The sequence below is a fragment of the uncultured Candidatus Kuenenia sp. genome (assembly GCF_900696675.1).
Classification (GTDB): Bacteria; Planctomycetota; Brocadiia; order Brocadiales; family Brocadiaceae; genus Kuenenia; species Kuenenia stuttgartiensis_A.
Genome location: NZ_CAADGZ010000046.1, coordinates 1 through 24,761, shown reverse-complemented (window position 1 = coordinate 24,761; position 24,761 = coordinate 1). Strand labels below are relative to the sequence as shown.

Genomic DNA, 24,761 nt, shown 5'->3' with positions numbered 1-24,761 from the left:
TGTTTAAAGTAGTACAATAGCGCTACCACAATTGCTAAAAAACGGATATCTGTTATCGCTTTTTGCCAATCTTGGTAGTGGAAAATACTGATTTTCGCATTGCGAAAATCGTTTGCAGGATTTAGGTTATAAGGTAATTTTTAAAATACAACACAATAATTTTACCTGATAATAGTACTTTTCCCTAGTTATCAGGGCAATTGATTGTGATAATCAATGGTTATCCAATATTTGGAGTTACGACATGAATGCCAACGCTCAAACAGGAGACACTCAAGACGCTGCTCGCTTGCGTGCGCTTCTTTCTCAGCTCAATTGGCTAAACGCCCTCAACGACGAGCCCGCCAACGGGGTTTACGAGTATCAGTTCCATTCGGACGCTCACATCACTGGTGAATTCACGTCGGGCTTAGGCCCCTATAGCTTTCTCAATACAGTGCCAATACCTGATACGCCGGGAATCGTAACTGCACCAATCATTCTACGTTTGGTTGATCATCTTCCTGAATATCGACCGGACATGTCAAAAAAGGACGAGACGTTTTATCACGGTGGGACGATGGTTGATGAACTTGCGGCACTATCATCACTGTGCATCGGTGCTCGAATTATGGCGGGCGGCGAATCGCGGCGATTTGAACCCGGCAAGGATCCAATGGGACGGCCCTGCGCATGGGATTACAAACCAGCGCCATTCCTTCGTGTACGACCTGGGCGCTATGTTCTTCCTTCCATCACTGGCACCCATTCACTCGATAATCTTAACATGCTGAAGTCAATTCCCAAGATATCACCGGAGAGGTATGTCAATCTCATCCGGTCCTGCATTGCATATCAGGATGCTCTTTGGGCTGCTGAATCGGAGCCTCATCTTGCTTGGTTGCTGTTCGTATCTGCTCTTGAAACTGCGGCAAACGACATCTATCTGTCGGATAGATCTCCAGCCGAACGCCTGAAAGATGCGAAGCCAGACGTGGCAACCATTCTTGATGAAGCGGGCGGCCATCAATTGGTCGAGAAGATTGCCAAACTGATTGCGCCTTCTTTGGGTGCCACAAAGAAATTTCTGGACTTCACCCTAAATTTCGGACCGAACGAGCCAACTGATCGGCCGGATCAAGAATGGCTGCGCGTGAAATGGTCGAAGACCAACCTCAAGCATACTCTCAGCAAAGTTTACAATTACCGATCTCGCTCACTGCACGGTGGTTTACCGTTCCCAGCTCCAATGTACGATCCACCTTTCTATTTCGATCGTAAGTCAAAGCCATCTGAGGTCCCACTAACTGGCCTCGCATCACATTCACGCGGCGGTACGTGGTTGCCTGAGGATATGCCAGTAAATCTACATTGTTTTCACTACATCACACGTGAGACCTTGATTAATTGGTGGCGTAATTTAGCGAATGAGAGATAACAAAATCTTCAACCGGACGCATAAAGCCGCGCCGGTTAAGGGCTTGGGTTTGGATAATAGGGTGAGATTAATCGAAATACCGTTGACGCACCGCAAACGAGTTACAGACCTACCGGAATTAACAGGTCAAGGACACACTTCCCAGTGCTTGTGTGTGCAGTAAGGAAACAAGTCGCTAACGTACCTGCACGAAATCGTAGAACTGCCGGTATTCAGGTATCACCTAAGTTATCCAATGGTCAATTATGCAGAACGGGGGAATACTGTCATTTCGCCATATACAACACCATGGCAGGTCAACCGCAAGGCAGGCTGATGAAAGGGCAGTACTGAGAAGTTGGAAAAAGCAAATGTCATTCTATAATGGCGTGAATAGGGTATGAAACATGACTTGACTCTAAAAGGTCGGGAATCAAACTTTTCGATTCTGAAAGGAATGCCTACTTCCAACAGGTGTTTCATTGCGGGAAAATTGAAAGAATATTCGGAGGCAGGAACGCAAATGACGGGAATCAATCCTGGTGCTCTTCCCGATGATGCAATAACGTGGCATACCATAAATTGGGATGCTGCAAGGCGTCACGTCAGAAGACTGCAAATGCGTATCGCAAAGGCTGTAAAGGAAGGAAGACCAGGCAAGGTGAAAGCATTGCAATGGCTACTTACCCACTCTTTCCACGCCAAGCTCCTGGCTGTTAAAAGAGTGACCTCAAAATCGAGGTAAAACAGTCGGGTTGTCCCACAAGGGCAGCTTATTGAAATGCTTGAGCTGTATGATGGGAAACTATCACGTACAGTTCTTAGGAGGGAATCGGGCAGCAATGCCCGTGACCTATCCGGTTCCGTTGAAAGGAAGTGAGGACGACCTCACCGCTCCAATATACATAGGGGACGACCTCAGTATTTGTGAAGGCAAATATATGGCGTGGATCATTCTTGTTATTGCGGGACTGTTTGAGACTGGCTGGGCGATCGGGTTGAAGTACACCGAGGGGTTCACCCGATTTTGGCCTACGGTCTGGACAGTCTTGGCGATGATTAGCAGTCTTTGGTTACTGGGCATTGCCTTGAAGTCGCTTCCGATTGGCACCGCTTACGCCATTTGGGTAGGAGTTGGAACCGTCGGAACCGTTGCGCTAGGCATCGTACTGTTTGGAGAATCTACGAATACTGCCCGGCTCATCAGCATTGCTCTGATTATTGCCGGTATCGTCGGGCTTAAGCTTGCGACACCGGCCTAACAACGTGTTCAACCCTGACTAGCAAAAACATCGCTTCTCTCTGCTTTTGCTAGTCGGTTAATATGAACGTTACCCCAAAAAACAATACTTCTATTATTCATGTGACGTGCTATACTAATAAAAACAATAACCTTGAATTTGAGGGAAGAACAGAATGTCAACTGTAAGCAAAATCAAAGAAGCGATAGAAACCCTTACAGAGAATGATTATGTCCAATTGAGGCAGTGGTTTTTGGAAAAAGACTGGGAAAAATGGGATAATCAGATTTTAGCGGATTCAGAAGCAGGAACGCTGGATTTCCTGATCAAGGAAGCCTTTGAAGAAAAATCGAAGGGAAAGCTTAAAGAACTATAAATGCATCGGACAACAAATCGATCCTGAAAATATTTTGAGAATCTTCCACCACTTGTTCAAAAGAGAGCTAAGAAGAATTTTGAGCTTCTCAAAAAGAACCATTCGCATCCATCTCTTCATTTTAAAAAAGTTGGAGTGCTTTGGTCAGCCAGAGTCGGAATGAATCATAGGACACTTTCTGTTGAAAATGGTAAAGATTATATTTGGGTTTGGATAGGTACTCACGATGAGTACGAGCGTATGATTAATAAAAAGGTCTAACAAGCGCATTAAGCTAACCACCAATACTATATGCGATTTAATATTTATTGAGGCTGCCGCTTCAAGCCTTTCTTGCAAGCATTACGTACAGGCGGTGGTTGCTTATACGAGACATCAGCAGCAAGTATTGGCAATAAATCAATCTGTACATCGGGGTTAATATGAGTGGAATAAAAGATATATCCGACCGAATGGGGCGAGTTGTTTATGGCCTAATTAGTTTAAGCCTAGGGCTTATAAGTTTCGCAATGATGGTGGTTGCCTTATGGGGCATTTGGGTCTCAGTACACGAAAAAACCCTTCTTGAGAAAGCTCTTCTTGATGCAATTGGTTTGATTGTGATTGGAATGGCAGTCTTTGATGTTTCCAAGTTTTTGGCGGAGGAAGAGGTCTTTAACAGTGGTGGCGCGAAATCGCCCACAAAACAGAGAGAGAGCTTATTAAAGTTTCTCGCCATCATTGCCATCGCTGTAAGTCTGGAAGCCCTGGTGTTCATTTTTGATGCCGGGAAAAAAGAAATTAGTAGTTTGATTTATCCAACATTTTTGTTAATCGCTGCGGTTTCGGTGGTGGTCGGTCTTGGTGTGTATCAAAAACTGACTCGGAATGATGGGGATTCATCGCAAAACAACCTATAGTCGCGATGACAGTTCGAATGTAACGGTAGCGTATTTTTGTAGATGGTATATGTTCGATGTTTAAGAGCAAATGCATGGCTACTAACAACTGGGGCAAGTTGACGCCAAAAGACGGCACAACTTACCCAAAACGTTAGTCATATATACTCTAAACGGTTGAGATTTTAACTTTTTACAAAAGACTTAAATTTCACATCCACAAAGCTTTACAGCCGGAATTATGCCAAAAATAAAAGTTAATTTTTAACCCGTTTGGGGTATAGAGAAGGAGAATTGACATGAAAGATATGGCGTTCACCCCAGTGCTTCGCGCGGATCACGCTCTGCCGGAGCAGTATCGCATTTCAAAACCAATGGATCAGCGAGAATACCTCTGCAATGGTACAATCAAGAACTGGACAGGACCACGGCAAGATGTGCTGTCCCCGATCTGCGATATGCACAACGGTACCATTCAGCAGAGACGTATCGGCAGCTATCCTTTGCTCACGGAGCAACAAGCAATCGAGACCCTTGAGGCCGCCTGCCAGGCGTATGATCACGGGCGGGGTACATGGCCAACCATGTCGATTGCGGAACGGATCACGCATGTGAAGGGGTTTACCGGACGGATGAAGGAGCGAAGAGCTGATGTTGTCAAACTTCTGATGTGGGAGATTGGAAAGACACTTCCTGATGCGCAGAAGGAATTCGATAGGACGGTTGACTACATAACGGACACCATTGATGCGCTGAAAGACCTGGATCGTGTTTCATCGCGGTTTGTTATTGAGCAGGGAGTGATCGGCCAGATCCGCCGTGTGCCACTTGGCGTGGTGCTTTGCATGGGGCCTTTCAACTACCCGCTCAATGAAACATTCACAACCCTGATACCTGCCCTCATCATGGGCAATGTGGTTATTTTCAAACCGCCGAAACTAGGCGTCTTACTCCATCACCCACTTCTTGAGGCATTCCGGGATTCCTTCCCCAAAGGCGTGGTTAATACCGTCTATGGTAAAGGGCAGAGAGTTATTGGCCCCATTATGAAATCCGGCAAAGTCGATGTGCTCGCCTTCATTGGGAGCAGCCGGGTTGCCGATATTCTCAAACAGCAACATCCAAAACCGCATCGCCTGCGCTGCGTGCTCGGTCTTGAGGCCAAGAACGCCGGAATTGTCTTGAAGGACGCTGACCTGGACCTCGCTGTGAAAGAATGTGTATTGGGATCTCTCTCCTTCAATGGTCAACGTTGCACAGCCCTCAAGATGCTCTTCGTTCATAAAGAGATTGCCGATGCGTTCATAACGAAGTTCAGCGACGCTGTTGATAGGCTCAAGAGTGGAATGCCGTGGGATGAAGGCGTTCAGATCACGCCGCTGCCTGAACCCAACAAAACGACCTACCTCACGGAACTGATAGAGGACGCTTGCAGCAAAGGAGCACGAGTAGTCAATAAGGATGGCGGCGTCGTAAGGCAGACCTTCATTGTTCCAGCCGTTGTATTCCCCGTAGGCCCTGGCATGAGATTGTTTTCCGAGGAGCAGTTCGGCCCGGTTGTACCGATTGCTACGTTCAGCAACATCGAAGAGCCAATGAACTACGTAATTCAATCAGACTACGGTCAGCAAGTCAGCCTATTCGGGAGCAATACGAATCTTATTGGCGAAATCATAGACACTATGGTGAATCAAGTATGCCGGGTAAACATAAACAGTCAGTGTCAGCGTGGCCCTGACACATTTCCCTTCACAGGCAGGAAGGATTCCGCAGAAGGAACGCTATCCGTTTCGGATGCGCTGAGGGTCTTTACCATTCGGACGCTTGTAGCAGCGAAAGAGACCGAAGCAAACAGGCAAATCCTAAAGACCATTGTCACGGAGCGGAAATCACGATTTCTCTCGACGGACTTTATCCTCTGATCAATACGGGTCGATTTTGAACAATATCATTGAGATAAATCATGATAGAATATTACACTAAACGTCCTTTAAATCGCCCACCGATTCATCCCGGTGAAATTCTGTGTGAAGATGTGCTTTCAGCGCTTGGAATTTCTATAAGCGAAGCCGCACGAAAATCAGGTATTTCCAGACAACAGTTGCACCGTGTCCTATCCTGCACTCATCCCATTACAACGGAGATGACGCTTAGTATCGGAAAGTTTGCCGGCAACAGCCATGGGCTTTGGTTGCGCATGCAGCAAGCATATGATTTGTGGTATGCGCAACAATGAATGAAAGACGGGCTAGCTGAAATTGGGACAGTTGTATCGGCAGATTCCGGCTCCTAACCATGCTCTTGCAGCGGATAGCAAAAAACCGCACCTGCTGAATAACAGTGTTAGATCAATACCACGTACAAAAGAATAATTCTTTTTTACAACGGAGCAGAAAGCGGACATCATGACTTCAAATATTCCCTTTATTGAGGAGATGCTATTTACAAGGAAAATGCTCCCTACACGAAGCTTCGCTTACTTGCTAAATGGAAGCGAAAACTTCCAATGCAATTACGTTCCCAAGCCGGGGGTGCATTCCCGATTTTTTGTAAATATAGTCAAAAAACAAGGTTTTCGGAAGATGAATAATAAAATTTATTGCAAGGGTGGTACGGGCATTCCTGCCTGTATTCTGCACAGGCAAAATGCCTGTGCCACCCGTATAGACAGGCAGCTTGTGTATTAAATATCACAAGCAGTCATCATGTTTCATTCGCAACACCCAGAAACGATGAAAATGGTTTTATAACCATATCGTGTGGTAGTATCTGTGCCTAAACTATTTTTTGTAGTCTTACTTCCGAGTTGGAAACATCTGGCATTTCTGTTTCTGTACCGATTCAAATGTATAATGGCCATCCAAAAGGTATCAGCTTGTAATCGCGAGGGTCTTTTTCAGCTCGTCATTGCGAGGGTCTTTTCTGAAGCAATCAATATACTACGAGATATTTCGTGACGTAAGAAACGCCATATCGCGGGAGAAACAAATTAAGGGTGGCTCAAGGGCTAAAAAAACAGAATTAATTAATGGAATGAATGCAGGGGTCTATGACGGTTTATGAGATTGCTTCGGAAAAAGACCCTCGCAATGACAAGCTGATGCCTCGTAATGACAAGCTGATACCCTTGTAATGACAAAATAAGTCTCAGTCATCATGTTGTATTAGCAACACCCAGAAACGAGAAAAATGGGTTTATAGCCATATCATGTTGTAGTATTTGTACTTAAACTATTTTTTATAGTCTTATTTTCGAGCCAGGATGCTTGTGTTACATTGTGCAGATAATTACAAAAAATCGGGAATGCACCCCAAGCCGGAGTTTGGAAGTAAGCATTTTTATTTTTTCAATATTTCTTTTTAAAAAATGACAATAACATACATATATAAAACAATAGAAAAGGCATTGTCTTTCAGAAAAGGTTACATAGATAACGCTCATACCAATGTGTATCGTTTACTAAATTCTTATGGCGACAATCTGCCGGAGGCAACGATTGATATCTATGACAACACTGTCCTTGTGCAATATTTTAAAACACACGAAGACCGCACAAAAAAGGAAATTTATGAAGCGGTACAAAAACTAATATCTCCCGAATGTATAATAGAAAAGGAAAGATTAAAGGGAAGAGACGTTGTCACCCGCTTAATATCGGGGAAAGAAATCCCAGATAATTATGTTGTCATTGAAAATGGAATACAGTTTTGCACTTCTTTTAATGATGGAGGCGGAACCGGGCTATATTTAGACCAGCGGGATAACAGGAAAAAGGTGCAATCTTTTGCTCGCGGCAAAGAGATTTTGAACTGTTTTTGTTATACATCGTCATTTTCCGTTTACGCATGCGCAGGAGGTGCAGCAAAAACAACAAATATCGATCTATCCGGAAAGGCAATAGCGTGGAGCAAAAATAATTACGTATTGAATCAAATTGATGTCAATAATCATGATTTTATTGCCGGTGACGTGTGGGAATATTTTAAAATATTCCAAAAAAGGGGGAAAGAATTTGATGTGATAATTCTAGACCCGCCCAGCTTCTCTACAAGCAAGTCGAGGACATTTACTGTGGAAAAAGATTTTCCTGAATTGGTTGGTTTGGGACTCAACATTCTTAGAGAAAACGGAATCCTTGTATTTTCAACAAATATTGCCAAAATGACTCTATCGAGGCTATTTCAGTCGTTGCCAAAAATTAAGTCCCATACTAAGAAGTTATTTAAAGTCATTAATGTTTCATCGCAAGGACTTGATTTTCCTGTTGATGGCATTTATGTAAATGAACCCTACTTGAAATTTATTATGTTCTCCTGTTAACCATTGACCGTAACAGGAAAACCATGGAAAAGTATGACATATTCAAGGGGTTCACAAAATGTGATTTTAGAAATGTTATAACTATTTATATCAACAAAAGTTTAAATCTAATTTAGAAATCTCTATTTATGAACCCTTACAGTATAATCACTGTTTTTTGTTTTTCTTTTTAATAAGATACGTGGAATACAGAGAAACGCCCAGCAATATGATTATACCCGATATGCCAAAGTATATCCTTTTGTCAAATCCTTTTTTCAGGTCCTGCAAAGTAAGGTCATGGCGAGGAGAATACTTTTCCATGTGAAAATCATCCCGTTTTGTAAACCCCAATGTGCTATCAGGAATTTCTTTGGTAAAACTAGGTTTTTTCACCATCGGTGGAACGACAAAAAATATAATGCCAATCAAAAAAGTAATACCAAAAACAATATACATTAATACATTATTTTTTTGCTTCATTATATATCACTCTCCTATTTTCTCTATAAATTATACTCATTTCCCAAAATACTATTGTACCGCCGACGAAAATTAATTCTATAAATAAACCGGAGGTTGTCAATATAATAAAGGGAATGGTTCCGCCCCTTCCTCTAAACCATAACAAGAATGAGATGTAACATCCATCAACTCTTAGGAGATGCTTTAGTTGGCCGGGTTTATTGCCCGAAAATCCCGGCGGGTTTGTAACGTGATCCGGCAAATGTATCGTGACTTCCGTCCATCTAAATAGGTATTGCCGTGTTCATTGTAAACATTGTATATTTTATTATCGGCAAAAGTCCTTTTTATTTTTTAATCAAATCGATTCATATGAGGAGGTTTTGTGAACAAATCGACCGTAATTATTGCCTTTATCATTTGTCTTCTGTGTTTTGGCTGCAAAACAATTTCTAAAACAAATATTATTGTCGATAGCAATGATGCTTCCCGCAGTATAAAAACCATTGCCGTTATGCATTTTAACGACCAATTACTGCCAAAAAAGGGAGTAACAGGCACATTGGTAAAAACGATCAGCACTGCAAATGCAGGTGAGATGCTTGCCTCTATAATGTCACGGGAACTTTCAGGGTTGGGCATATACGAGGTTCGCTCCCGTACAGACATTGCCAAAATTATCAACAAATCGAAGGCCAATGAAAAAGAACTTGTAGAGCGCAGAGATTATGATCGTTTGGGAAAACTGCTGGACGTGGACTCGGTGGTCATCGGAAAAATTTTAGAATTTAAACTATCAAGCTCCTTAATCTATGAGCGGGGTACGGTTTCTTTTGTGGCCGAGTGCATTGATACAAAGAATGGTAACATTCTTTGGACTATTGATGTAAATGAAAGCGCCGCTTACGAAGATGAGATTGAATTGGCCGGCAAAGCTATGCGAACAGCCATTGAAAAACTAAAAAAAGAGCTAAGGTAGAATATCATAAAAACCTCAACTTATTCAGAAGTTACATTGAAAACAACTAGAGTATTTGTTTCCTTTTTGACTTTCGTTTGTGAAGCTATATAATACTGCAAAAATTGAGGGTTTTTTAAATGACAATAATTGCCGGTATTGATGAAGCGGGATACGGACCAGTGCTTGGCCCCTTGGTAATCAGTGTTGTGGCACTTGACGTACCTGACGACAAAGCTAATTGTTCATTATGGGATTTGTTAAAAGATGCTATTTCTGATGGACTTCATGGCAGAAAACAACGGCTGGCGGTATGTGACAGCAAAAAACTGTACAGCACACGAAACGGCGTTAAACCGTTGGAAGATGCGGTTCTGTCATTTTTGGGGGTAAAGGGTGTTAAAATTGCCTCTTTTTATCAGTTATTGAATTCCTTATCATGTTTCGACAGGGAAGTAATAGATGGTTATCCCTGGTACACTCAAAAAGATTATGCATTGCCTTTCGCCACAAGCGAGGCTGTTTTTGTAAATTATATTGATTTGCTGCAGCACAGCCTTGCAAAACACGGTATCAGATTTTCTCATGCGGCAAGCTGTGTTGTTGCCGTTCGCGAGTTCAATGAACAAGTGCGGTCATGCGGGAACAAATCTACTGTTTTATTCAATAATAGTATCAAACATGTGGCAAAGTTGCTGAAAGAAAGCAATGGCAATGTAGAATTGCTCATCGATAAACAGGGCGGACGAAATACGTATTCACATTTACTGCAAAAATATTTTCCGGGAAAAGAGATAAAGATTTTGGGAGAAAGCAGTGAAGTTTCTTCATATGTAATAAGCGGGAAAAAACGGAGTATAAAAATATCTTTTGCGGAAAAAGGGGAAACCGTAAGCCTTGCGGCTGCCCTTGCTTCGATATTCAGCAAATACATCAGGGAATTGTTTATGGTTTTAGAAAATCGGTATTGGCTTCAATTGCTGCCGGGCCTGAAGCCAACGGCAGGATATTATACGGACGCACAAAGGTATTTATCGCAAATAGAACAGGTGAGACGGGAAAAAGGTATTTGCGATGACATTCTTATAAGAATAAAATAGGGCGCGTGTTTTACATTTTATCAAACGGGAAATGGCCGTTTGCAGGAACCGGGAAAGGAGTTAGAAGCAAAAATGTCTGTTAACATTGCAATAGTCGGGGCTACAGGCGCAGTTGGCAAGGAATTTTTAAACATTCTGGAAAGCAGGAAATTTCCGTTGAATGAACTGAGATTGTTGGCGTCAGGGCGCTCGGCGGGAAAAAAAATACTGTTTTGCGGAAAAGATTACATCGTGCAGGAATTAACAAAAAATTCATTTAAAGGCATTAAGATTGCCCTTTTCAGCGCCGGCGCGGATATCAGCAAGGAATATGCGCCTTATGCCATTGAAAGCGGCGCTGTCTGTGTGGATAATTCCAGCGCGTTTCGAATGGATGATGACGTCCCTCTGGTAGTGCCGGAAGTAAACCCATACGATATTCCGAAACATCATGGTATAATTGCGAATCCCAATTGTTCAACAATTCAAATGGTGGTTGCGTTAAAACCTATCCATGACGCCGTAAAAATCAAAAGAGTGGTGGTCTCTACCTATCAGGCGGTATCAGGCGCGGGCCTGAAGGCGATTGATGAGCTTAAAAAGGAGGCAATGAGTATTTTAGAAGGCAAAGAGGGTTTTCAGCGAAAATTATTTCCTCATCAAATAGCATTTAACGTGCTTCCTCAAATTCCCCAGAGCAAAGCATTTTTACCCAATGGCTATACTTCGGAAGAAATGAAGATGGTGAATGAGACCCAGAAGATCATGGGAGACCATTCGATTCGGGTAACTGCGACAACGGTGCGGGTGCCGGTTATTCGCGGCCATAGCGAGTCGGTAAATATAGAAACGGTGAAAAAAATAACGGCAGCGGAGGTGAAAAGACTCCTTTCCACGGCGCCTGGGGTTAAGGTAATCGACGACCCTGCCAATCAGCTCTATCCATTAGCCTCAGAAACGGCAGGAAGGGATGAAGTCTTTGTGGGGCGTATTCGCGAAGACATATCCATTGACAATGGCATCGATATGTGGATTGTAAGTGATAATATTCGCAAGGGCGCCGCCCTCAACGCAATTCAGATTGCAGAGAAGTTGTTGTAATGATTTTAATCTTTTGAGAAAACAGGCAAATGTCCGGAATCCCATAAGCGCCAGGTTGTTTTTGATATTTTTTACACGGAGGCCAATATCGGCAGTCGGCAATCTACAGTCAGCAATCGGCAAATTGTAGACTGTAGACTGTAGACTGTGGCGCTAATTAAATACTTCACTAACTGACCGTGGTTTACCGATGTAATTTCCCTGTGCGTAATTTACCCCTAATTTACGCAGCAATTGCAGTGTATCCCCGGAGTCTGCAAATTCCGCAACAGTTCTTTTTTTTAAACCATGCGCCAACTCAACTATTGCCTTTACCATGTGCTGATCTACCGGATTGTTTGGCAAGTCATTAATAAAGCTGCCGTCAATCTTTAAATAATCAACCGTTAAATGCCTGAGATAATTGAAAGAAGAAAATCCACTGCCAAAATCATCAAGAGAAAAGCGACAATCCATATGCTTAAGCGCTGCAAGAAAGTCCTGCGCTGCAATCATATTTTCCATCATAGCTGTTTCGGTCATCTCAAAAACAATACTTCCCGGCTTAGTGCCACTGGTATTAAACTGATGCTTTATGATCCCTAACAATTCGGTATCGGCAAATGCCTTGCCGGAAAGATTAATATCAAGGAATATACCTCTGTCAGAAAATTGCTGCTCCGCAGCAAGACGGATAGCGCTACAAACGACCCAGCGGTCGATATCACGGATAAGTCCAAAACGTTCTGCAATACTAAGAAATTCTGCGGGGAATATCAATTCATCTTTCTCGCCAAGCATGCGTAGTAATGCCTCATATCCGATAATATTTTTATTTGACAGATCAATCACGGGTTGTAAATGTAATACAAAACGGTCATTGTCCAATGCATTCCTGATCCTCTTTTCCCAGTTTATTTGGGCTTCAATATGTGTTTTTTGTTCCTGGGAAAACACGCAAAACCGGTTACGCCCGCTCTCTTTTGCACGATACATTGCTAAATCAGCATTAACAAGCAATGTTTCAGCATCACGTCCATGTTCGGGGAATATCACAATGCCAATGCTAAACGTCACTTTAGAATGCTCAAAGGTATGTTCTCTGGTCAATTCAAGAATTTCGTTTGCAATTAATCCGGCTTTCTCCCTGTCAGTATAAGGCAATAGTATGGCGAATTCATCTCCGCCAAATCTGGCAAAAATATCGGTATCACGTAAACGGGAACGAAGCATTTCTGCCAGGCGAATAAGAAGTTCGTCTCCAGCCTGGTGTCCGAGGGTATCGTTTACGTATTTAAAATTATCAAGATCGAGAAACAGGAGCGCCCCGGTTGCCCCATACCGTAAGGTCTGGGCAATCCAATACTGCAATTCCTCCTGAAAACGCCTGCGATTAAAGAGATTTGTCAGGGGATCCCGGGTTGCCATGTTCAAAAGTTGGGTCTCGAATTTCTTATGTTCTGTAATATCTTCTTTAATCGCAAGATAATTGGTCACATGACCCTTGTGATTTCTTATGGGGGAAATATGCACGTGTTCCCAGTACAATTCTCCCGTCTTCTTTTTATTCAACAGCTCGCCTTGCCATTCCTTACCCGAAATAATGGTATTCCATAAATTCCTGTATGTTTCATTTGATGTTTTCCCCGATTTTAACATCCGCGGGGTTCGCCCAATAATTTCATCCCCGGTATATCCTGTTAGTTCGGCAAGCTTTGGGTTAACGTATTCAATAATCCCCTCCTTGTCGGTAATAAGAATTGATGCCGGACTTTGTTCTACTACCTGTGACAATTTGCGAATCCTTTCGTCCGCTCTTTTCCGCTCAATCAAACGCCCGAGCTGTAGGGCAAGATTATCCACTACTTCAAAGAATATTGCCTGTGGTTTTTCTTCTTTTCGTGAGAAAAACTCAAATATATACAGTATCTTATCACCTTCTTTTATGGGAAACGCAAATGCTCCCCGTACTCCAATAGCAGCACTTTTTACAATGGCGTGTTGCGCTCTGATACAATTACTATCTTTGGTAACATCCGGAATCCATTCCATTTTCCTGCTGCTAAAGACCTTCCCCGGCAAATCTTCTCCTGGTTTTAAAATAGTATTCTCACCTATCTTTCTCAACAGACTGAACTCTTTGGTGTTTTCAAAATACCATAGCCTTGTAGATTCCAGCCTTATTGCACCATTTACCGTATATATTACCTTACAAATATGACCGACGGGCCATCCTAAATATCTGCACATTTTTTTAAGATATAATCTCATAGTACTGTCAACGGTCAACAAATCATGCGCAGTATCAAACACTTCGTTAATTAATTGCAGGATGGCCTGTTTTTTTCTTTTCTCATCGTCTTTTTTTCTCCGTTCACTAATATCGCGAAAAATAGCAATGATATGTATTTGTCTCCCTATTTGTAGTGTTGAAAATGAAGCCTCCAGAGGGAATTCACTCTTGTTTTTTTTAACGCCTGTAATCTCAATTGTTTCATTAATAATGCACCCCGCTTTAATATTGTTAAAAAAACGCATCTCTGGTTCTGTGTGTTCTGCGCCGCCGATAACGTTGAGGATATTTTTCCCTTTCATTTCTTCTTCCGAATATCCAAATATTTTTTCGGCAGCAGGATTCCAATGCGTAACATGCCCGTTCTCATTTAATACAACAATTCCATCATTTATCACGGACGCTAAATTTGCAAATTTTAGCTCATTTTCCTCTAGTCCGATGTTTTCACCCTCAGAATCTAACAACTGCCTTTCAAGTTTCCTGATTAAATATTCGTTATAATTCCGGCAAAATTCCGTTTCATCTTTTCCGGAAAATGCACTGATAGGGTGTGGAAGATATTTTTTATACCCGTTCAATGTGCTCATCACGGCATCAATAAAAATATCAGCAGGCATCGGTTTCACTAATAATCTATCCGCCCCTAAACTCATGGCATATTCCCTGGCCCTTCTCCCGGTAAATGCCGTAGTGTAAAAGATAAAAGGGATATTTCTCAAATATTTATTTGTTTTACATTTCCGGCAGAATTGAAAACCATCCATATGTGGCATAAGAATATCACAAATTATTAAATCAAACCTGTTATTTTGCAACGTCTCAAATGCCGTCAATCCATTTGTAGCAGAAGTGACTTCTCCGCCGTGCTTTTCCAGCATACGTTCCAGAAAGCGCAAGTCATCTTCTGAATAATTAGCGATAAGTATCTTCATGGTAGTATCGGTTTTTAAATAATGTGCCTTTGCAGCTTCAGGTTTACAACGCAAACCCATACAGTTTATACGGGTAATTGCGCCATATATCTCCTCTTTATCAAAAGTAAGGGCGAAACATTTGCTGCAAATTGGCACAAATGCGTTCATGCCCAAACTGGCAAATGCTTCGCCCCTACACTATGCGGCAGACACCGGTATTATTGGAATTTCTCTAAAAACTAAATTATTATCAAAAAATTATCCCCGTTTTTAAAAAAGCGTCTTGTTCCCGATGTGGCACTTTTTCTTTCTTAGCCGGCGCACAATGACAAGTACCATCCCCACAATGAGAAAATACAAACATTTTGCAATATCCGATTGAACAAATCCCCCTCCGCCATTTTCATATCCGGCATATACAACACCTCCACATGCAAATAAAACCAAAATTACTATCACCACAGTAGATTTTAATTGTATAAGAAGCTTTTTCTTTTCCATAATTATCTAGTCCTTTCCCTGGCATAAAAACCTATAATTAATCTTGTGAACAATTCCATACATCAGCCTTCTTCATATACTTACGGACGAGAAGATATGTGCCTTCATTTTATTCTTGAATCCATTTCACCATTGTCAGGACAGGCTTGCTTTCTTCATGTGAGTCCACAACCGGAATACGAACAACAATAGCAAAACCCTGTTGTGGTGCTTTCGCCCTAGTCCTGATTTTCATTCCCTTACGGCTCACATCTATAATTTCAGTCTCATGAAGCAATGTCCTTGAATAATCACGGACTTTTACCAGCCATGACAAATAACTACGCTTACTTTTCCGCTTTTCTAATGTTTTGCACTTCATACGGTTAATTTATACAATTTTGAAGTTATGTAAATACCCTAAAAAGAGTACATCCCTACGGATACGCCCATAAGTATGTGTAAGGCAGAAGGCGGAAAAAAATTGCCATAAACAACCTACATTTTATAGACTTATTTCAACAAGTAAATACCCTAAAAAGGATATACCCTTTTGGGTCTATAGATAGCATTTGAAGTAATGGTGTAAATGCTATTTAATTCACTCCCTTACCCTTTAGTAGTTGTTTAAATGAGAAATAGATTGTATTATTTATCTGTTCTGAAATGATAAAACATTGCTTAAACACAGAGTCACAACTGGGAATGAAAATGACGTTTCGACCACTGGTGAGATTACAGATTTAATGTAGAGACACATGCAACCGGAACCAAACAAGCAAAAAATAGAAAATACGAAATTCCAAAGTACGAAATGCGAGAACGGAAATTTATTTTAGGACGAAAAACAAATGACCGGAAAAAATAACCAATTGTTAGAACCATCAAAATATCCTCACCCTCATACCCGTACAAAATCATGGCATCGGATGGTTGCAAATTTCTGCATTTTTTTTCTGGTAATATCCTTAGTCATGCTTTATTTCAGCTATACCGGCAAGCCGCAAGCCGGCCTTTTAGAAATAGGTATTTCCGCTTTTCTTTTTTGCATATTGTTCCATCTCGTCATGAAGTTCTTCCCGCTAATATCTAAGATTATTACCTCACTGCTAATAATTGGATTTGCCGTCTCGCTAGTCTGTATAAACTATCATTTTTTAAAGGTGGAAAAAAAGGATGCGTCCATTGAGGAACTATTGGTGGGTGATTTATTTGTAAATAAAATCATGAAAACATTCAGGAAAGAACCTGTCTCGCCCGCGTTAAAAGGCGGAGTACCAGAACAAATTTTTGCACAAACGGATAGCGTCCCATTAGCAATACCATCCCTTGATCAACTAAAAATGACATTATCCAATCCGATATCCTCGAAGTTTACATCAAAATACAGCGTTGCTCTTTCGCCCGCTATTAAAGAAGGAACACTATTTTTAAAGGCATCATATAAGGGAGATATTGACAGCAAATACATTCTGCCAGGCATTTCCGGCATTCTTGCCGCTACAACAGAAAGCGGCCCCCCTATGTATGAACCTATTGACAAAGGTGATTTCGTCTCTTTCTCTCTTTCTGCATGTAATAAGGAAAAACTCCTTACTGCATCAGATATGCGTATCATTCAACTGCCAATATCTATAGGCGTCGGCGCAGCAACTCATGAAATAAAACTATGCAACCCTATAAGGGAAAACCGTGTGCCAATCGATTAAATTATACATACAGAAAGGAACAAGCCATGAAAACAACTATTATTACAATTATTATTGTTTTTGCTTTAACAACAATCAGTTATTGCCAGAACAAAGAACAGGAAGACCCTACAGATGCTTCCATCAATGCCTTTAAACAGGCAATTGCAGCAAATCCGGAATTTGTTGAGGCGCATTATAACCTTGGAGTGCTTTATGATGAAAAGGGCATGACCGAAGAAGCTATTGGTGCGTATATTAAAACAATCGAAACAGATGCGAATTTTGTGAAGGCGTATAATAATCTTAGTGTAATTTATTACAAACTGAAGCAGACGGACAAGGCGATTGAAACCATAAAAAAGGCCATTGCCATATCGCCAAAGTATTCAGAAGCGCTCTATAACCTTGGAATTTATTATTATGAGAAAACACAATACAATGAAGCGATAAAGGCTTTTAAAGATGCCGTAAAACGAAACACAAGGCTTGACATGGGCTTTTATAATTTAGGAGTCGCTTACGCGGCTATTGATGCCACAGATGAATCTATTGCCGCATTTAAACGGGTGATAGAACTGAATCCTAAATACCCTGACGCATACTATAATCTGGGTGTTGCTTATTCAAAGAAGAATCAGTTTGATGAGGCAATTCAACTGCTTAAAAAAGCTTTGGAAATCAACCCGAAAGACTCGAAGACGCATTTTGCCCTGGGAATCATTTATACGGTCAAAGATAAGGCAAAATAATCTTTTGCGGCATGAATAGTAAGAATACCGTACCACAATGGCGGGCCTACATCAGGTGCATTTTGTGAATTCATTCACCAGGTGGTCAATAGATTCTTTCGTTTTTGTCTCTGTTACACACAGAAGCATACAATTCACCATTCCCGGATAGTATTGAGAAATATCTATTCCACAATGAATGCCTTTTTCCTGCATACGCCTGATAATTGAAGCAATGCGAAAGTCGTTCTTCGCCTTTAAAACAAATTCATTAAAAAAAGGGTTGTGAAAAACAGGTTCAAAAATATCCAGATTACAGAGTCGTTCAAATGCATAATGGCTTTTCTGAATATTCAAATTACCAATTTCAGCGATCCCCTTTTTCCCCAGCGCACAAAGGTAAATACATGCCCGAAGGGCAAGCAGCGCCTGATTTGTACAAATGTTAGAGGTCGCCTTTTCCCGCCGGATATGTTGTTCTCTTGGCTGCAACGTCAGCACAATACACCGTCTCCCGGCCTTATCAACAGTCTCTCCGGCTATCCTCCCAGGCATTTTTCTCAGTAGCTCATTTTTTACAGTAAAAAATCCCAGGTAAGGCCCTCCGTAATTTAAATAGTTCCCCAAAACCTGCCCCTCTCCTACGGCAATATCGGCATTGTATTCTCCGGGAGGCATAAGAATGCCTATAGATATGGGATTTACGCATGCAACAAAAAGTGCGTCATGTTTATGCGCTATTGCAGAAATCTCCTGCATATCTTCAACGCACCCAAAAAAATTCGGGCTTTGTACCAATACGGCGGCGGTATTATCTGCCAGCGATGCCTCTAATTGATGCATATCGGTCGTTCCTTCAGGACAATTGATTTCAACAATTTCTGTGTTAAAACCTTTTAAATAGGTTTTCATTACCTGACGATATTCAGGGTGAATCGCACTGGAACAAACAATTTTATTTTTTTCCTTATGCCGTATAGAAAGCAATGCCGCCTCCGCCAATGCGGTTGAGCCGTCATACATAGATGCGTTTGCTACGTCCATTGCGGTCAATTCGCACATGAGGGTCTGAAATTCATACATCACCTGAAGCGTGCCCTGGCTGACTTCCGTTTGGTAAGGCGTGTAGCAGGTATAAAATTCACTACGTGACGCCAGATGGTTAACAACAGAAGGAATAAAATGGTCATAGGCGCCTGCGCCTAAAAACGAAGAATAATCATCCGTTGTTTTATTCTTTTTGCTTAATTTTTTTATGGCATGCAGCACCTCCGGTTCTGATAAACCGGGTGGGAGTGACAGGGAAAAGTTTCTTAATGCTTCGGGGATTTCACCAAGAAGTGCATCCAGGGAGGATATGCCCATATCTTCAAGCATCTTTTTTTTATCGGATTCTGTATTTGAAATATAATCCATACATACTGCCTCAACAAACAAAAATGACCGATTCGGCCGTTTGTTTCACATTGAAATATAACCGGACGGAATGGTATTTTCTCTGCCACAAAAAATAATTACCGTTGATGATACTCCTGGATCGACCTTACATCAAGGGTTCCGCTTTTTAATGCCTCTATCGCTCTTACGGCTGCTACAGCGCCGGCAACGGTAGTAAAATAAGGAATTTGATAGGTAAGAGCAGTTCTTCTGATGGAGAAAGACGCCTCCTGCGCAGCCTTTCCCTCTGCCGTGTTTATGACGAGTTGTACTTCATTATTCTTTATATGGTCAACGATATTCGGGCGCCCTTCTATTACTTTTAAAACGGGCGTAACAGAAATATTTTCTTCTGAGAGTGCCGCTGCAGTGCCCTTTGTAGCCGTTATTTTAAATCCCATTTGGAGCAGCTTTTTTGCTATTTGCACGATAGGTTTCTTATCCTTATCCCTTACACTTATAAAAACGGGGCCGACTAATGGGAGGCAGTAATTGGCAGACATCTGCGCCTTTGCGTATGCGCGCCCGAAATCTTTATCCAGTCCCATAACTTCTCCAGTCGATTTCATTTCAGGCCCCAGCAATGTATCAACCCCTTTAAACTTTAAAAAGGGGAAAACCGCCTCTTTTACGGCAGTGTGTCTCATCGTGATATTTTCGGGCATATTTAACCCACGAAGCTTTTCCCCTGCAATTACTTTAGCCGCAATCTTAGCCATCGGCACGCCTATCGCCTTGCTTACAAAGGGTATTGTCCTTGAAGCGCGCGGATTCACCTCCAGCACATATATCACCTTATCTTTTACCGCATATTGAATGTTAATAAGGCCTATGACGTTCAGTGCAAGCGCTATTATCCGTGTTTCCTTCTTTAATTCTTCTATAATTTCATTATTCACTGAATAAGGTGGGAGCGAGCAGGCACTGTCTCCGGAATGAACACCTGCTTCCTCTATATGTTCCATTACTCCCCCGATAAATACTTCTTCTCCGTCACTGATTGCATCAACATCAATTTCTATTGCGTCCTGCAAAAAGCTGTCTATTAAAACGGGATGTTCATGCGATACTTCCACCGCATGGGAAATATAATGCTCCAGACCCTGTTCATCGTATACAATACGCATTGCACTTCCGCCCAAAACATACGATGGGCGTAATAAAACCGGATATCCTATCCTTTTTGCTATCATCTTCGCATCTTCCGCAGAGTTTGCACAGCCATTTTCCGGCTGCTTTAGTCCTAACCGGTTCATAAGCAACGCAAACCGTTCACGGTCTTCGGCAACATCAATATTCTCAGGAGAAGTGCCCAGAATTTTCACCCCTTCTTTTTCCAGGGGAACCGCGAGCTTCAGCGGAGTCTGCCCTCCAAATTGAACAATTACGCCCTCGGGTTTCTCCTTGTGAATTATCTCCAGAACATCTTCCATGGTTAGAGGTTCAAAGTAGAGCCTGTCAGAAGTGTCGTAATCCGTGCTTACCGTTTCCGGATTACAATTCACCATAATGGTTTCATACCCCAGCTCTTTTAAGGCGTAAACTCCATGCACACAACAGTAATCGAACTCAATTCCTTGTCCTATCCGATTAGGGCCGCTCCCCAAAATAATAATCTTTCTCTTTGTAGTGGGATCCGCTTCACACGAAGTTTCGTACGTTGAATATAAATAAGGGGTAAATGCTTTAAACTCTGCGGCACATGTATCCACATGTTTAAATACCGGCCTCACAGACGTCCGGTACCGGTATTCCCTTATTGTCTTCTCATCGGAACCGCATAACCTGGCTAAAAATATATCAGAAAACCCATATTGTTTTGCTTTTGCAAGCAATTCAGCATTCATAACAAAATCCCTGTTTTTTTGTGATGCGTCATTGTCCTTTAACTTTACCATTAAATGTCTTTGTTTAATCTCATTTTCAAGGTCTGTTATTTGTTTAATGTTATAAAGAAACCATTTGTCAATACGGGAATAGGTATAAATTTCGTCAAGGGTCATGCCCAGACGAAAAGCGTCCGCAATATGCCATAACCTGTCGGGGGTTGGCGTAATCAGTTTCATTTGTAAATATTCCGATTTTTGTTCAGCCGTCCAGTCATCGATTCCAGAAGGCAGGAGGGGGTCAAAACCGCTTCGCCCGGTTTCGAGAGAACGAATCGCCTTGCCTACCGCTTCTTTAAAAGTACGGCCAATCGCCATAACCTCACCGACTGATTTCATATGAATAGTAAGCTCCTGGATAGTATCAGGGAATTTGTCAAAATTGAACCGCGGAATTTTGACTACACAATAATCTATGGCCGGTTCAAAGCAGGCGGGGGTGTAGCGGGTAATGTCATTAGGGATTTCATCGAGCGTATACCCGATTGCAAGTTTTGCGGCGATCTTTGCGATAGGGAATCCTGTGGCTTTTGAAGCCAATGCAGAACTCCTTGAGACCCTTGGATTCATTTCAATCGCAAGCATCTCGCCATTTTCAGGGTTGACGGCAAACTGAATATTTGAACCTCCGGTTTCAACGCCTATTTCCCTGATGATTCTGACCGCGGCATCACGCATTTTCTGATACTCCATGTCAGTAAGCGTCTGCGCAGGCGCCACAGTGATACTGTCGCCCGTATGGACTCCCATTGGGTCAAAATTTTCAATAGAGCATATGATGACGACATTATCTTTTAAGTCACGCATAACTTCCAGTTCATATTCTTTCCACCCAAGAACTGAACGTTCTACTAAAACTTCATGAATGGGGCTTGTCTCCAGCCCTGTAGTTATATACTCCTTATATTCTTCAATGTTATACGCCGTACTGCCTCCTGACCCTCCAAGCGTGAAAGATGCACGGATAATGGCAGGGAAACCGATGGCGTCTATAATCTTCAGCGCAGTGTCTAAAGAATTGACATACACACTTTCAGGCACTTGTACGCCAATACGCCCCATCGCCGCCTTAAATTGCGAACGGTCTTCAGCCATTTTTATGGCTTTTAGTTTTGCGCCTATAAGCTCTACATTAAACTTATCCAATACACCTTTTTCTGCAAGGGACACAGCGGCATTTAGCCCTGTCTGCCCCCCAAGCGTCGGCAGTATCGCCTGCGGGCGTTCCTTTTCAATGATTTTTGTAATTATTTCCGTTGTGATGGGTTCAATATACGTTTTGTCCGCCACCTCCGGGTCAGTCATAATCGTCGCCGGGTTGCTGTTTACCAGGATAACCGTATATCCCTCTTCCCTTAAGGCGTGGCATGCCTGGGTGCCGGAATAATCAAATTCGCACGCCTGGCCAATGACAATAGGGCCAGAGCCAATAATCAGGATTTTTTCAATATCATTTCGTTTGGGCATTTTATATATAGCTAAAAGTATCTATTCCCCGAAAAATTTAATGTAGCATCTTAATATCGATAGGGTTGGTTGGCACGAACAAACTTATTAGTCCCTAAGCTGGTATAGCTGGAACATAACAAGCACAATATAAAAAATCCGAAATGCGAAGCACGAAATCCGAAACAAATTTCAAAATACAAAATCTCAATGAAAAAAACGGGTTTTGAACATTTTGAAATTAAAATTTAGCATTTATTTCGTATTTCGAATTTGGTTGCAGCCAAAGGCCGCGCCAAGAAATCTGTGGTTTCCTTTTTGCTCATATCTCTCCAAAGCATCAACTTTTCATCGTCTGCAAAAATCTATCAAACAAATAATCTGCATCGTGAGGCCCTGGGGAGGCTTCCGGGTGGTATTGCACGGAAAAGGCAGGCACAGAATGGCATTTCAACCCCTCTACGGATTTATCATTTAAGTTCAGATGTGTAATTTCCACATCCCCATAAGTGCTTTTATGCAACATGCCCTGCGATGGTATTTCCACGGCAAAACAGTGATTCTGGGCAGTGATTTCCACCTTTTTAGTCGATAAATCCATGACGGGTTGATTTCCGCCATGATGCCCAAACTTGAGTTTGGACGTTTTCAGCCCCAATGCGAGCGCCAGCAACTGATGTCCCAGGCATATCCCAAATATTGGCCTTTTCCCTAACAGGCCTTTAATGTTCTCAATCATATATGAAACGACCGAAGGGTCTCCAGGTCCGTTGGAAAGAACAATGCCGTCAGGATTCATCTCCAATACCGTTTCAAATGAGGTTTTTGCAGGAACGACGTGTACAGAACAACCGGCATGCGCCAATTTTCTTAAAATAGAGTATTTTACGCCACAATCATAAACAATAACCTTGTATTTACGGGATAAGTGAGGTGTGCCTTTTTTATTTACCCAGTCATACGGTTTTTCACAGGTCACCTTTGCAACCAAATCTCTTCCGGTAAGACCAGGCGCTGATTTTGCTTTTTCCTGCAACCGTGTCCTATCAAAATCTATGGTTGAAATAATGCCCTGCTGCGATCCAAAATCACGGATCTGGCATGTAAGTGCCCTGGTATCAATACCTTGAATACCAACTATCCCATTTTTGGTAAGATATTCGGATAAATCTATTTTTGACCGCCAATTACTGGAAAATGGAGAGCATTCTTTAACGATAAATCCTTCCAGAAAAAGTCTGTATGATTCAATATCCTCTTCATTAATGCCATAATTGCCTATTAACGGATATGTTAAAGCAACAAGCTGACCTGCATATGATGGGTCTGTCAGGATTTCCTGATATCCCATCATACTCGTATTGAAGACGAGTTCCCCAATTGTCTCTCCGGCAGCCCCTAATGAGCATCCATTGAAACACGTTCCGTCTTCCAGTACCAATATTGCCTTTTTTTCATTCATAATTTATAACGCCGGGGAATTTCAATATTTTTGTATAGACGCATTGCATACGTCTCTGTTTTGTCAACATTTTCATTACATGCAACAGTTTATAGACGCATGCAATGCGTCTATGCAATTAAACATCAGCAACGGCATAAAGTCGCTGCCAAAGGCAGCTTAATTTGTTTTAATGCAAAGCCTTACGATAGGTTTACCGCAGACATTGCAATAGTTTTAGGATTTCAAATCGTACAACTAAAAAATAAATGTGTCAAGGCAAATTAAAAAACTTTGCCATGTTAGCTTTTTGCTTGATTAAGACTTTGCCTCTGTTATAGTTATAGGAAATAATATGCTACTTTGTAACACTTTAGTTTTTTGAAAAATTCCAATAATAGCGGTGTTTTGCCGCATAGTGTAAGGGCGAAGTATTTGCTGTAAATTGTCATAAATGCATTCATACCCAAAGGAGCAAATGTTTCGCCCATTCTTTTTAAAAAAACTAAAATGTTACGAAATTATCGTATATTTATGTAATACCTAAATCCTGCAAACAAGGCAAAGCCTTGTTGCAGGAATAGGATTGAAATGGTAGGATTTCCAAGGTATTCGGCGGTATATTGATAACAAAAAACACCTGAAAGGAGATTCACCATTTCGATGAAG

Annotated in this window: 20 protein-coding genes; 13 read left to right on the top strand and 7 right to left on the bottom strand. The window is 41.8% G+C overall.

Features of this window, described 5'->3' with window-relative positions; all coding sequences use genetic code 11:
* Positions 1–244: 244 nt before the first annotated feature.
* From QZT26_RS08815 to QZT26_RS08780, 8 genes are all read left to right on the top strand, one after another.
* Positions 245–1,417 (top strand): hypothetical protein, encoded by a 1,173-nt coding sequence (locus QZT26_RS08815; protein ID WP_099324030.1) that lies wholly within the window; start codon positions 245–247, stop codon positions 1,415–1,417.
* Positions 1,418–1,796: 379 nt separating this feature from the next.
* The gene (locus tag QZT26_RS08810; protein WP_230405768.1) at positions 1,797–2,141 is read left to right on the top strand and encodes a reverse transcriptase N-terminal domain-containing protein; all 345 of its coding nucleotides are present in this window, start codon (positions 1,797–1,799) and stop codon (positions 2,139–2,141) included.
* A gap of 49 nt (positions 2,142–2,190) precedes the next feature.
* On the top strand, positions 2,191–2,658 hold the full coding sequence (gene sugE / locus QZT26_RS08805; protein ID WP_320409737.1) for a quaternary ammonium compound efflux SMR transporter SugE: 468 nt from the start codon (positions 2,191–2,193) through the stop codon (positions 2,656–2,658).
* Positions 2,659–2,812: 154 nt separating this feature from the next.
* Entirely contained in the window at positions 2,813–3,013 is a 201-nt protein-coding gene (locus QZT26_RS08800) for a hypothetical protein (protein ID WP_295101675.1), read from the top strand.
* Between the two features lie 422 nt (positions 3,014–3,435).
* Positions 3,436–3,912 carry a general glycosylation pathway protein gene (locus QZT26_RS08795; protein ID WP_169703826.1) on the top strand — a complete coding sequence of 159 codons (477 nt, stop codon included), beginning with the start codon at positions 3,436–3,438 and terminating at the stop codon, positions 3,910–3,912.
* Between the two features lie 278 nt (positions 3,913–4,190).
* A complete protein-coding gene (locus QZT26_RS08790; protein WP_099324032.1) occupies positions 4,191–5,813 on the top strand; it encodes an NADP-dependent glyceraldehyde-3-phosphate dehydrogenase in 1,623 nt (540 codons plus the stop codon).
* A 41-nt stretch (positions 5,814–5,854) separates the two neighbouring features.
* Positions 5,855–6,127 carry a HigA family addiction module antitoxin gene (locus tag QZT26_RS08785; protein WP_099324033.1) on the top strand — a complete coding sequence of 91 codons (273 nt, stop codon included), beginning with the start codon at positions 5,855–5,857 and terminating at the stop codon, positions 6,125–6,127.
* A gap of 1,131 nt (positions 6,128–7,258) precedes the next feature.
* On the top strand, positions 7,259–8,212 hold the full coding sequence (locus tag QZT26_RS08780) for a class I SAM-dependent rRNA methyltransferase (protein WP_164994843.1): 954 nt from the start codon (positions 7,259–7,261) through the stop codon (positions 8,210–8,212).
* A gap of 147 nt (positions 8,213–8,359) precedes the next feature.
* On the opposite strand, the gene QZT26_RS08775 is transcribed toward QZT26_RS08780, so the two are convergent.
* Positions 8,360–8,674: a hypothetical protein gene (locus tag QZT26_RS08775; RefSeq protein WP_099324036.1), complete on the bottom strand. Its 315-nt coding sequence runs from the start codon at positions 8,672–8,674 to the stop codon at positions 8,360–8,362.
* A gap of 367 nt (positions 8,675–9,041) precedes the next feature.
* On the opposite strand from QZT26_RS08775, the gene QZT26_RS08770 reads away from it, so the two are divergent.
* The 3 genes from QZT26_RS08770 (at position 9,042) to QZT26_RS08760 (ending at position 11,794) form a co-directional block, all read left to right on the top strand.
* Entirely contained in the window at positions 9,042–9,635 is a 594-nt protein-coding gene (locus QZT26_RS08770; protein WP_295101671.1) for a CsgG/HfaB family protein, read from the top strand.
* Between the two features lie 119 nt (positions 9,636–9,754).
* Positions 9,755–10,714, top strand: coding sequence for a hypothetical protein (locus QZT26_RS08765; RefSeq protein ID WP_157820351.1), 960 nt, complete (start codon positions 9,755–9,757; stop codon positions 10,712–10,714).
* Positions 10,715–10,786: 72 nt separating this feature from the next.
* A complete protein-coding gene (locus QZT26_RS08760) occupies positions 10,787–11,794 on the top strand; it encodes an aspartate-semialdehyde dehydrogenase (RefSeq protein ID WP_295101669.1) in 1,008 nt (335 codons plus the stop codon).
* Between the two features lie 153 nt (positions 11,795–11,947).
* Here QZT26_RS08760 and QZT26_RS08755 read toward each other — a convergent pair whose 3' ends face one another.
* The 3 genes from QZT26_RS08755 to QZT26_RS08745 all read right to left on the bottom strand — a co-directional run bounded on the left by QZT26_RS08755 (position 11,948) and on the right by QZT26_RS08745 (position 15,845).
* On the bottom strand, positions 11,948–15,151 hold the full coding sequence (locus QZT26_RS08755; protein WP_295101668.1) for an EAL domain-containing protein: 3,204 nt from the start codon (positions 15,149–15,151) through the stop codon (positions 11,948–11,950).
* A gap of 102 nt (positions 15,152–15,253) precedes the next feature.
* Entirely contained in the window at positions 15,254–15,484 is a 231-nt protein-coding gene (locus QZT26_RS08750; protein ID WP_099324040.1) for a hypothetical protein, read from the bottom strand.
* Between the two features lie 109 nt (positions 15,485–15,593).
* Entirely contained in the window at positions 15,594–15,845 is a 252-nt protein-coding gene (locus tag QZT26_RS08745) for a PilZ domain-containing protein (RefSeq protein ID WP_099324041.1), read from the bottom strand.
* 469 nt (positions 15,846–16,314) lie between these two features.
* Between QZT26_RS08745 and QZT26_RS08740 the strand changes: the two genes are divergently transcribed.
* Positions 16,315–17,172, top strand: coding sequence for a hypothetical protein (locus tag QZT26_RS08740; RefSeq protein WP_295101665.1), 858 nt, complete (start codon positions 16,315–16,317; stop codon positions 17,170–17,172).
* 26 nt (positions 17,173–17,198) lie between these two features.
* Entirely contained in the window at positions 17,199–17,903 is a 705-nt protein-coding gene (locus QZT26_RS08735; RefSeq protein ID WP_295101663.1) for a tetratricopeptide repeat protein, read from the top strand.
* A 51-nt stretch (positions 17,904–17,954) separates the two neighbouring features.
* Here the strand turns inward: QZT26_RS08735 and gcvPA are convergent, their stop codons facing one another.
* The 3 genes from gcvPA to carA all read right to left on the bottom strand — a co-directional run bounded on the left by gcvPA (position 17,955) and on the right by carA (position 24,113).
* Positions 17,955–19,298, bottom strand: coding sequence for an aminomethyl-transferring glycine dehydrogenase subunit GcvPA (gene gcvPA, locus QZT26_RS08730; RefSeq protein WP_295101661.1), 1,344 nt, complete (start codon positions 19,296–19,298; stop codon positions 17,955–17,957).
* A gap of 98 nt (positions 19,299–19,396) precedes the next feature.
* Positions 19,397–22,672 (bottom strand): carbamoyl-phosphate synthase large subunit, encoded by a 3,276-nt coding sequence (gene carB, locus QZT26_RS08725; protein WP_295101660.1) that lies wholly within the window; start codon positions 22,670–22,672, stop codon positions 19,397–19,399.
* A gap of 319 nt (positions 22,673–22,991) precedes the next feature.
* Positions 22,992–24,113 carry a glutamine-hydrolyzing carbamoyl-phosphate synthase small subunit gene (gene carA, locus QZT26_RS08720; protein WP_164994841.1) on the bottom strand — a complete coding sequence of 374 codons (1,122 nt, stop codon included), beginning with the start codon at positions 24,111–24,113 and terminating at the stop codon, positions 22,992–22,994.
* Between the last annotated feature and the right edge of the window lie 648 nt (positions 24,114–24,761).

Bases quoted from the DNA above. Each gene is read 5' to 3' on its own strand.
- QZT26_RS08815 (WP_099324030.1), top strand. From the start codon at position 245: ATGAATGCCAACGCTCAAACAGGAGACACTCAAGACGCTGCTCGCTTG.
- QZT26_RS08810 (WP_230405768.1), top strand. From the start codon at position 1,797: ATGAAACATGACTTGACTCTAAAAGGTCGGGAATCAAACTTTTCGATT.
- sugE (WP_320409737.1), top strand. From the start codon at position 2,191: ATGATGGGAAACTATCACGTACAGTTCTTAGGAGGGAATCGGGCAGCA.
- QZT26_RS08800 (WP_295101675.1), top strand. From the start codon at position 2,813: ATGTCAACTGTAAGCAAAATCAAAGAAGCGATAGAAACCCTTACAGAG.
- QZT26_RS08795 (WP_169703826.1), top strand. From the start codon at position 3,436: ATGAGTGGAATAAAAGATATATCCGACCGAATGGGGCGAGTTGTTTAT.
- QZT26_RS08790 (WP_099324032.1), top strand. From the start codon at position 4,191: ATGAAAGATATGGCGTTCACCCCAGTGCTTCGCGCGGATCACGCTCTG.
- QZT26_RS08785 (WP_099324033.1), top strand. From the start codon at position 5,855: ATGATAGAATATTACACTAAACGTCCTTTAAATCGCCCACCGATTCAT.
- QZT26_RS08780 (WP_164994843.1), top strand. From the start codon at position 7,259: ATGACAATAACATACATATATAAAACAATAGAAAAGGCATTGTCTTTC.
- QZT26_RS08775 (WP_099324036.1), bottom strand. From the start codon at position 8,674: ATGAAGCAAAAAAATAATGTATTAATGTATATTGTTTTTGGTATTACT.
- QZT26_RS08765 (WP_157820351.1), top strand. From the start codon at position 9,755: ATGACAATAATTGCCGGTATTGATGAAGCGGGATACGGACCAGTGCTT.
- QZT26_RS08760 (WP_295101669.1), top strand. From the start codon at position 10,787: ATGTCTGTTAACATTGCAATAGTCGGGGCTACAGGCGCAGTTGGCAAG.
- QZT26_RS08755 (WP_295101668.1), bottom strand. From the start codon at position 15,151: ATGAACGCATTTGTGCCAATTTGCAGCAAATGTTTCGCCCTTACTTTT.
- QZT26_RS08750 (WP_099324040.1), bottom strand. From the start codon at position 15,484: ATGGAAAAGAAAAAGCTTCTTATACAATTAAAATCTACTGTGGTGATA.
- QZT26_RS08745 (WP_099324041.1), bottom strand. From the start codon at position 15,845: ATGAAGTGCAAAACATTAGAAAAGCGGAAAAGTAAGCGTAGTTATTTG.
- QZT26_RS08740 (WP_295101665.1), top strand. From the start codon at position 16,315: ATGACCGGAAAAAATAACCAATTGTTAGAACCATCAAAATATCCTCAC.
- QZT26_RS08735 (WP_295101663.1), top strand. From the start codon at position 17,199: ATGAAAACAACTATTATTACAATTATTATTGTTTTTGCTTTAACAACA.
- gcvPA (WP_295101661.1), bottom strand. From the start codon at position 19,298: ATGGATTATATTTCAAATACAGAATCCGATAAAAAAAAGATGCTTGAA.
- carB (WP_295101660.1), bottom strand. From the start codon at position 22,672: ATGCCCAAACGAAATGATATTGAAAAAATCCTGATTATTGGCTCTGGC.
- carA (WP_164994841.1), bottom strand. From the start codon at position 24,113: ATGAATGAAAAAAAGGCAATATTGGTACTGGAAGACGGAACGTGTTTC.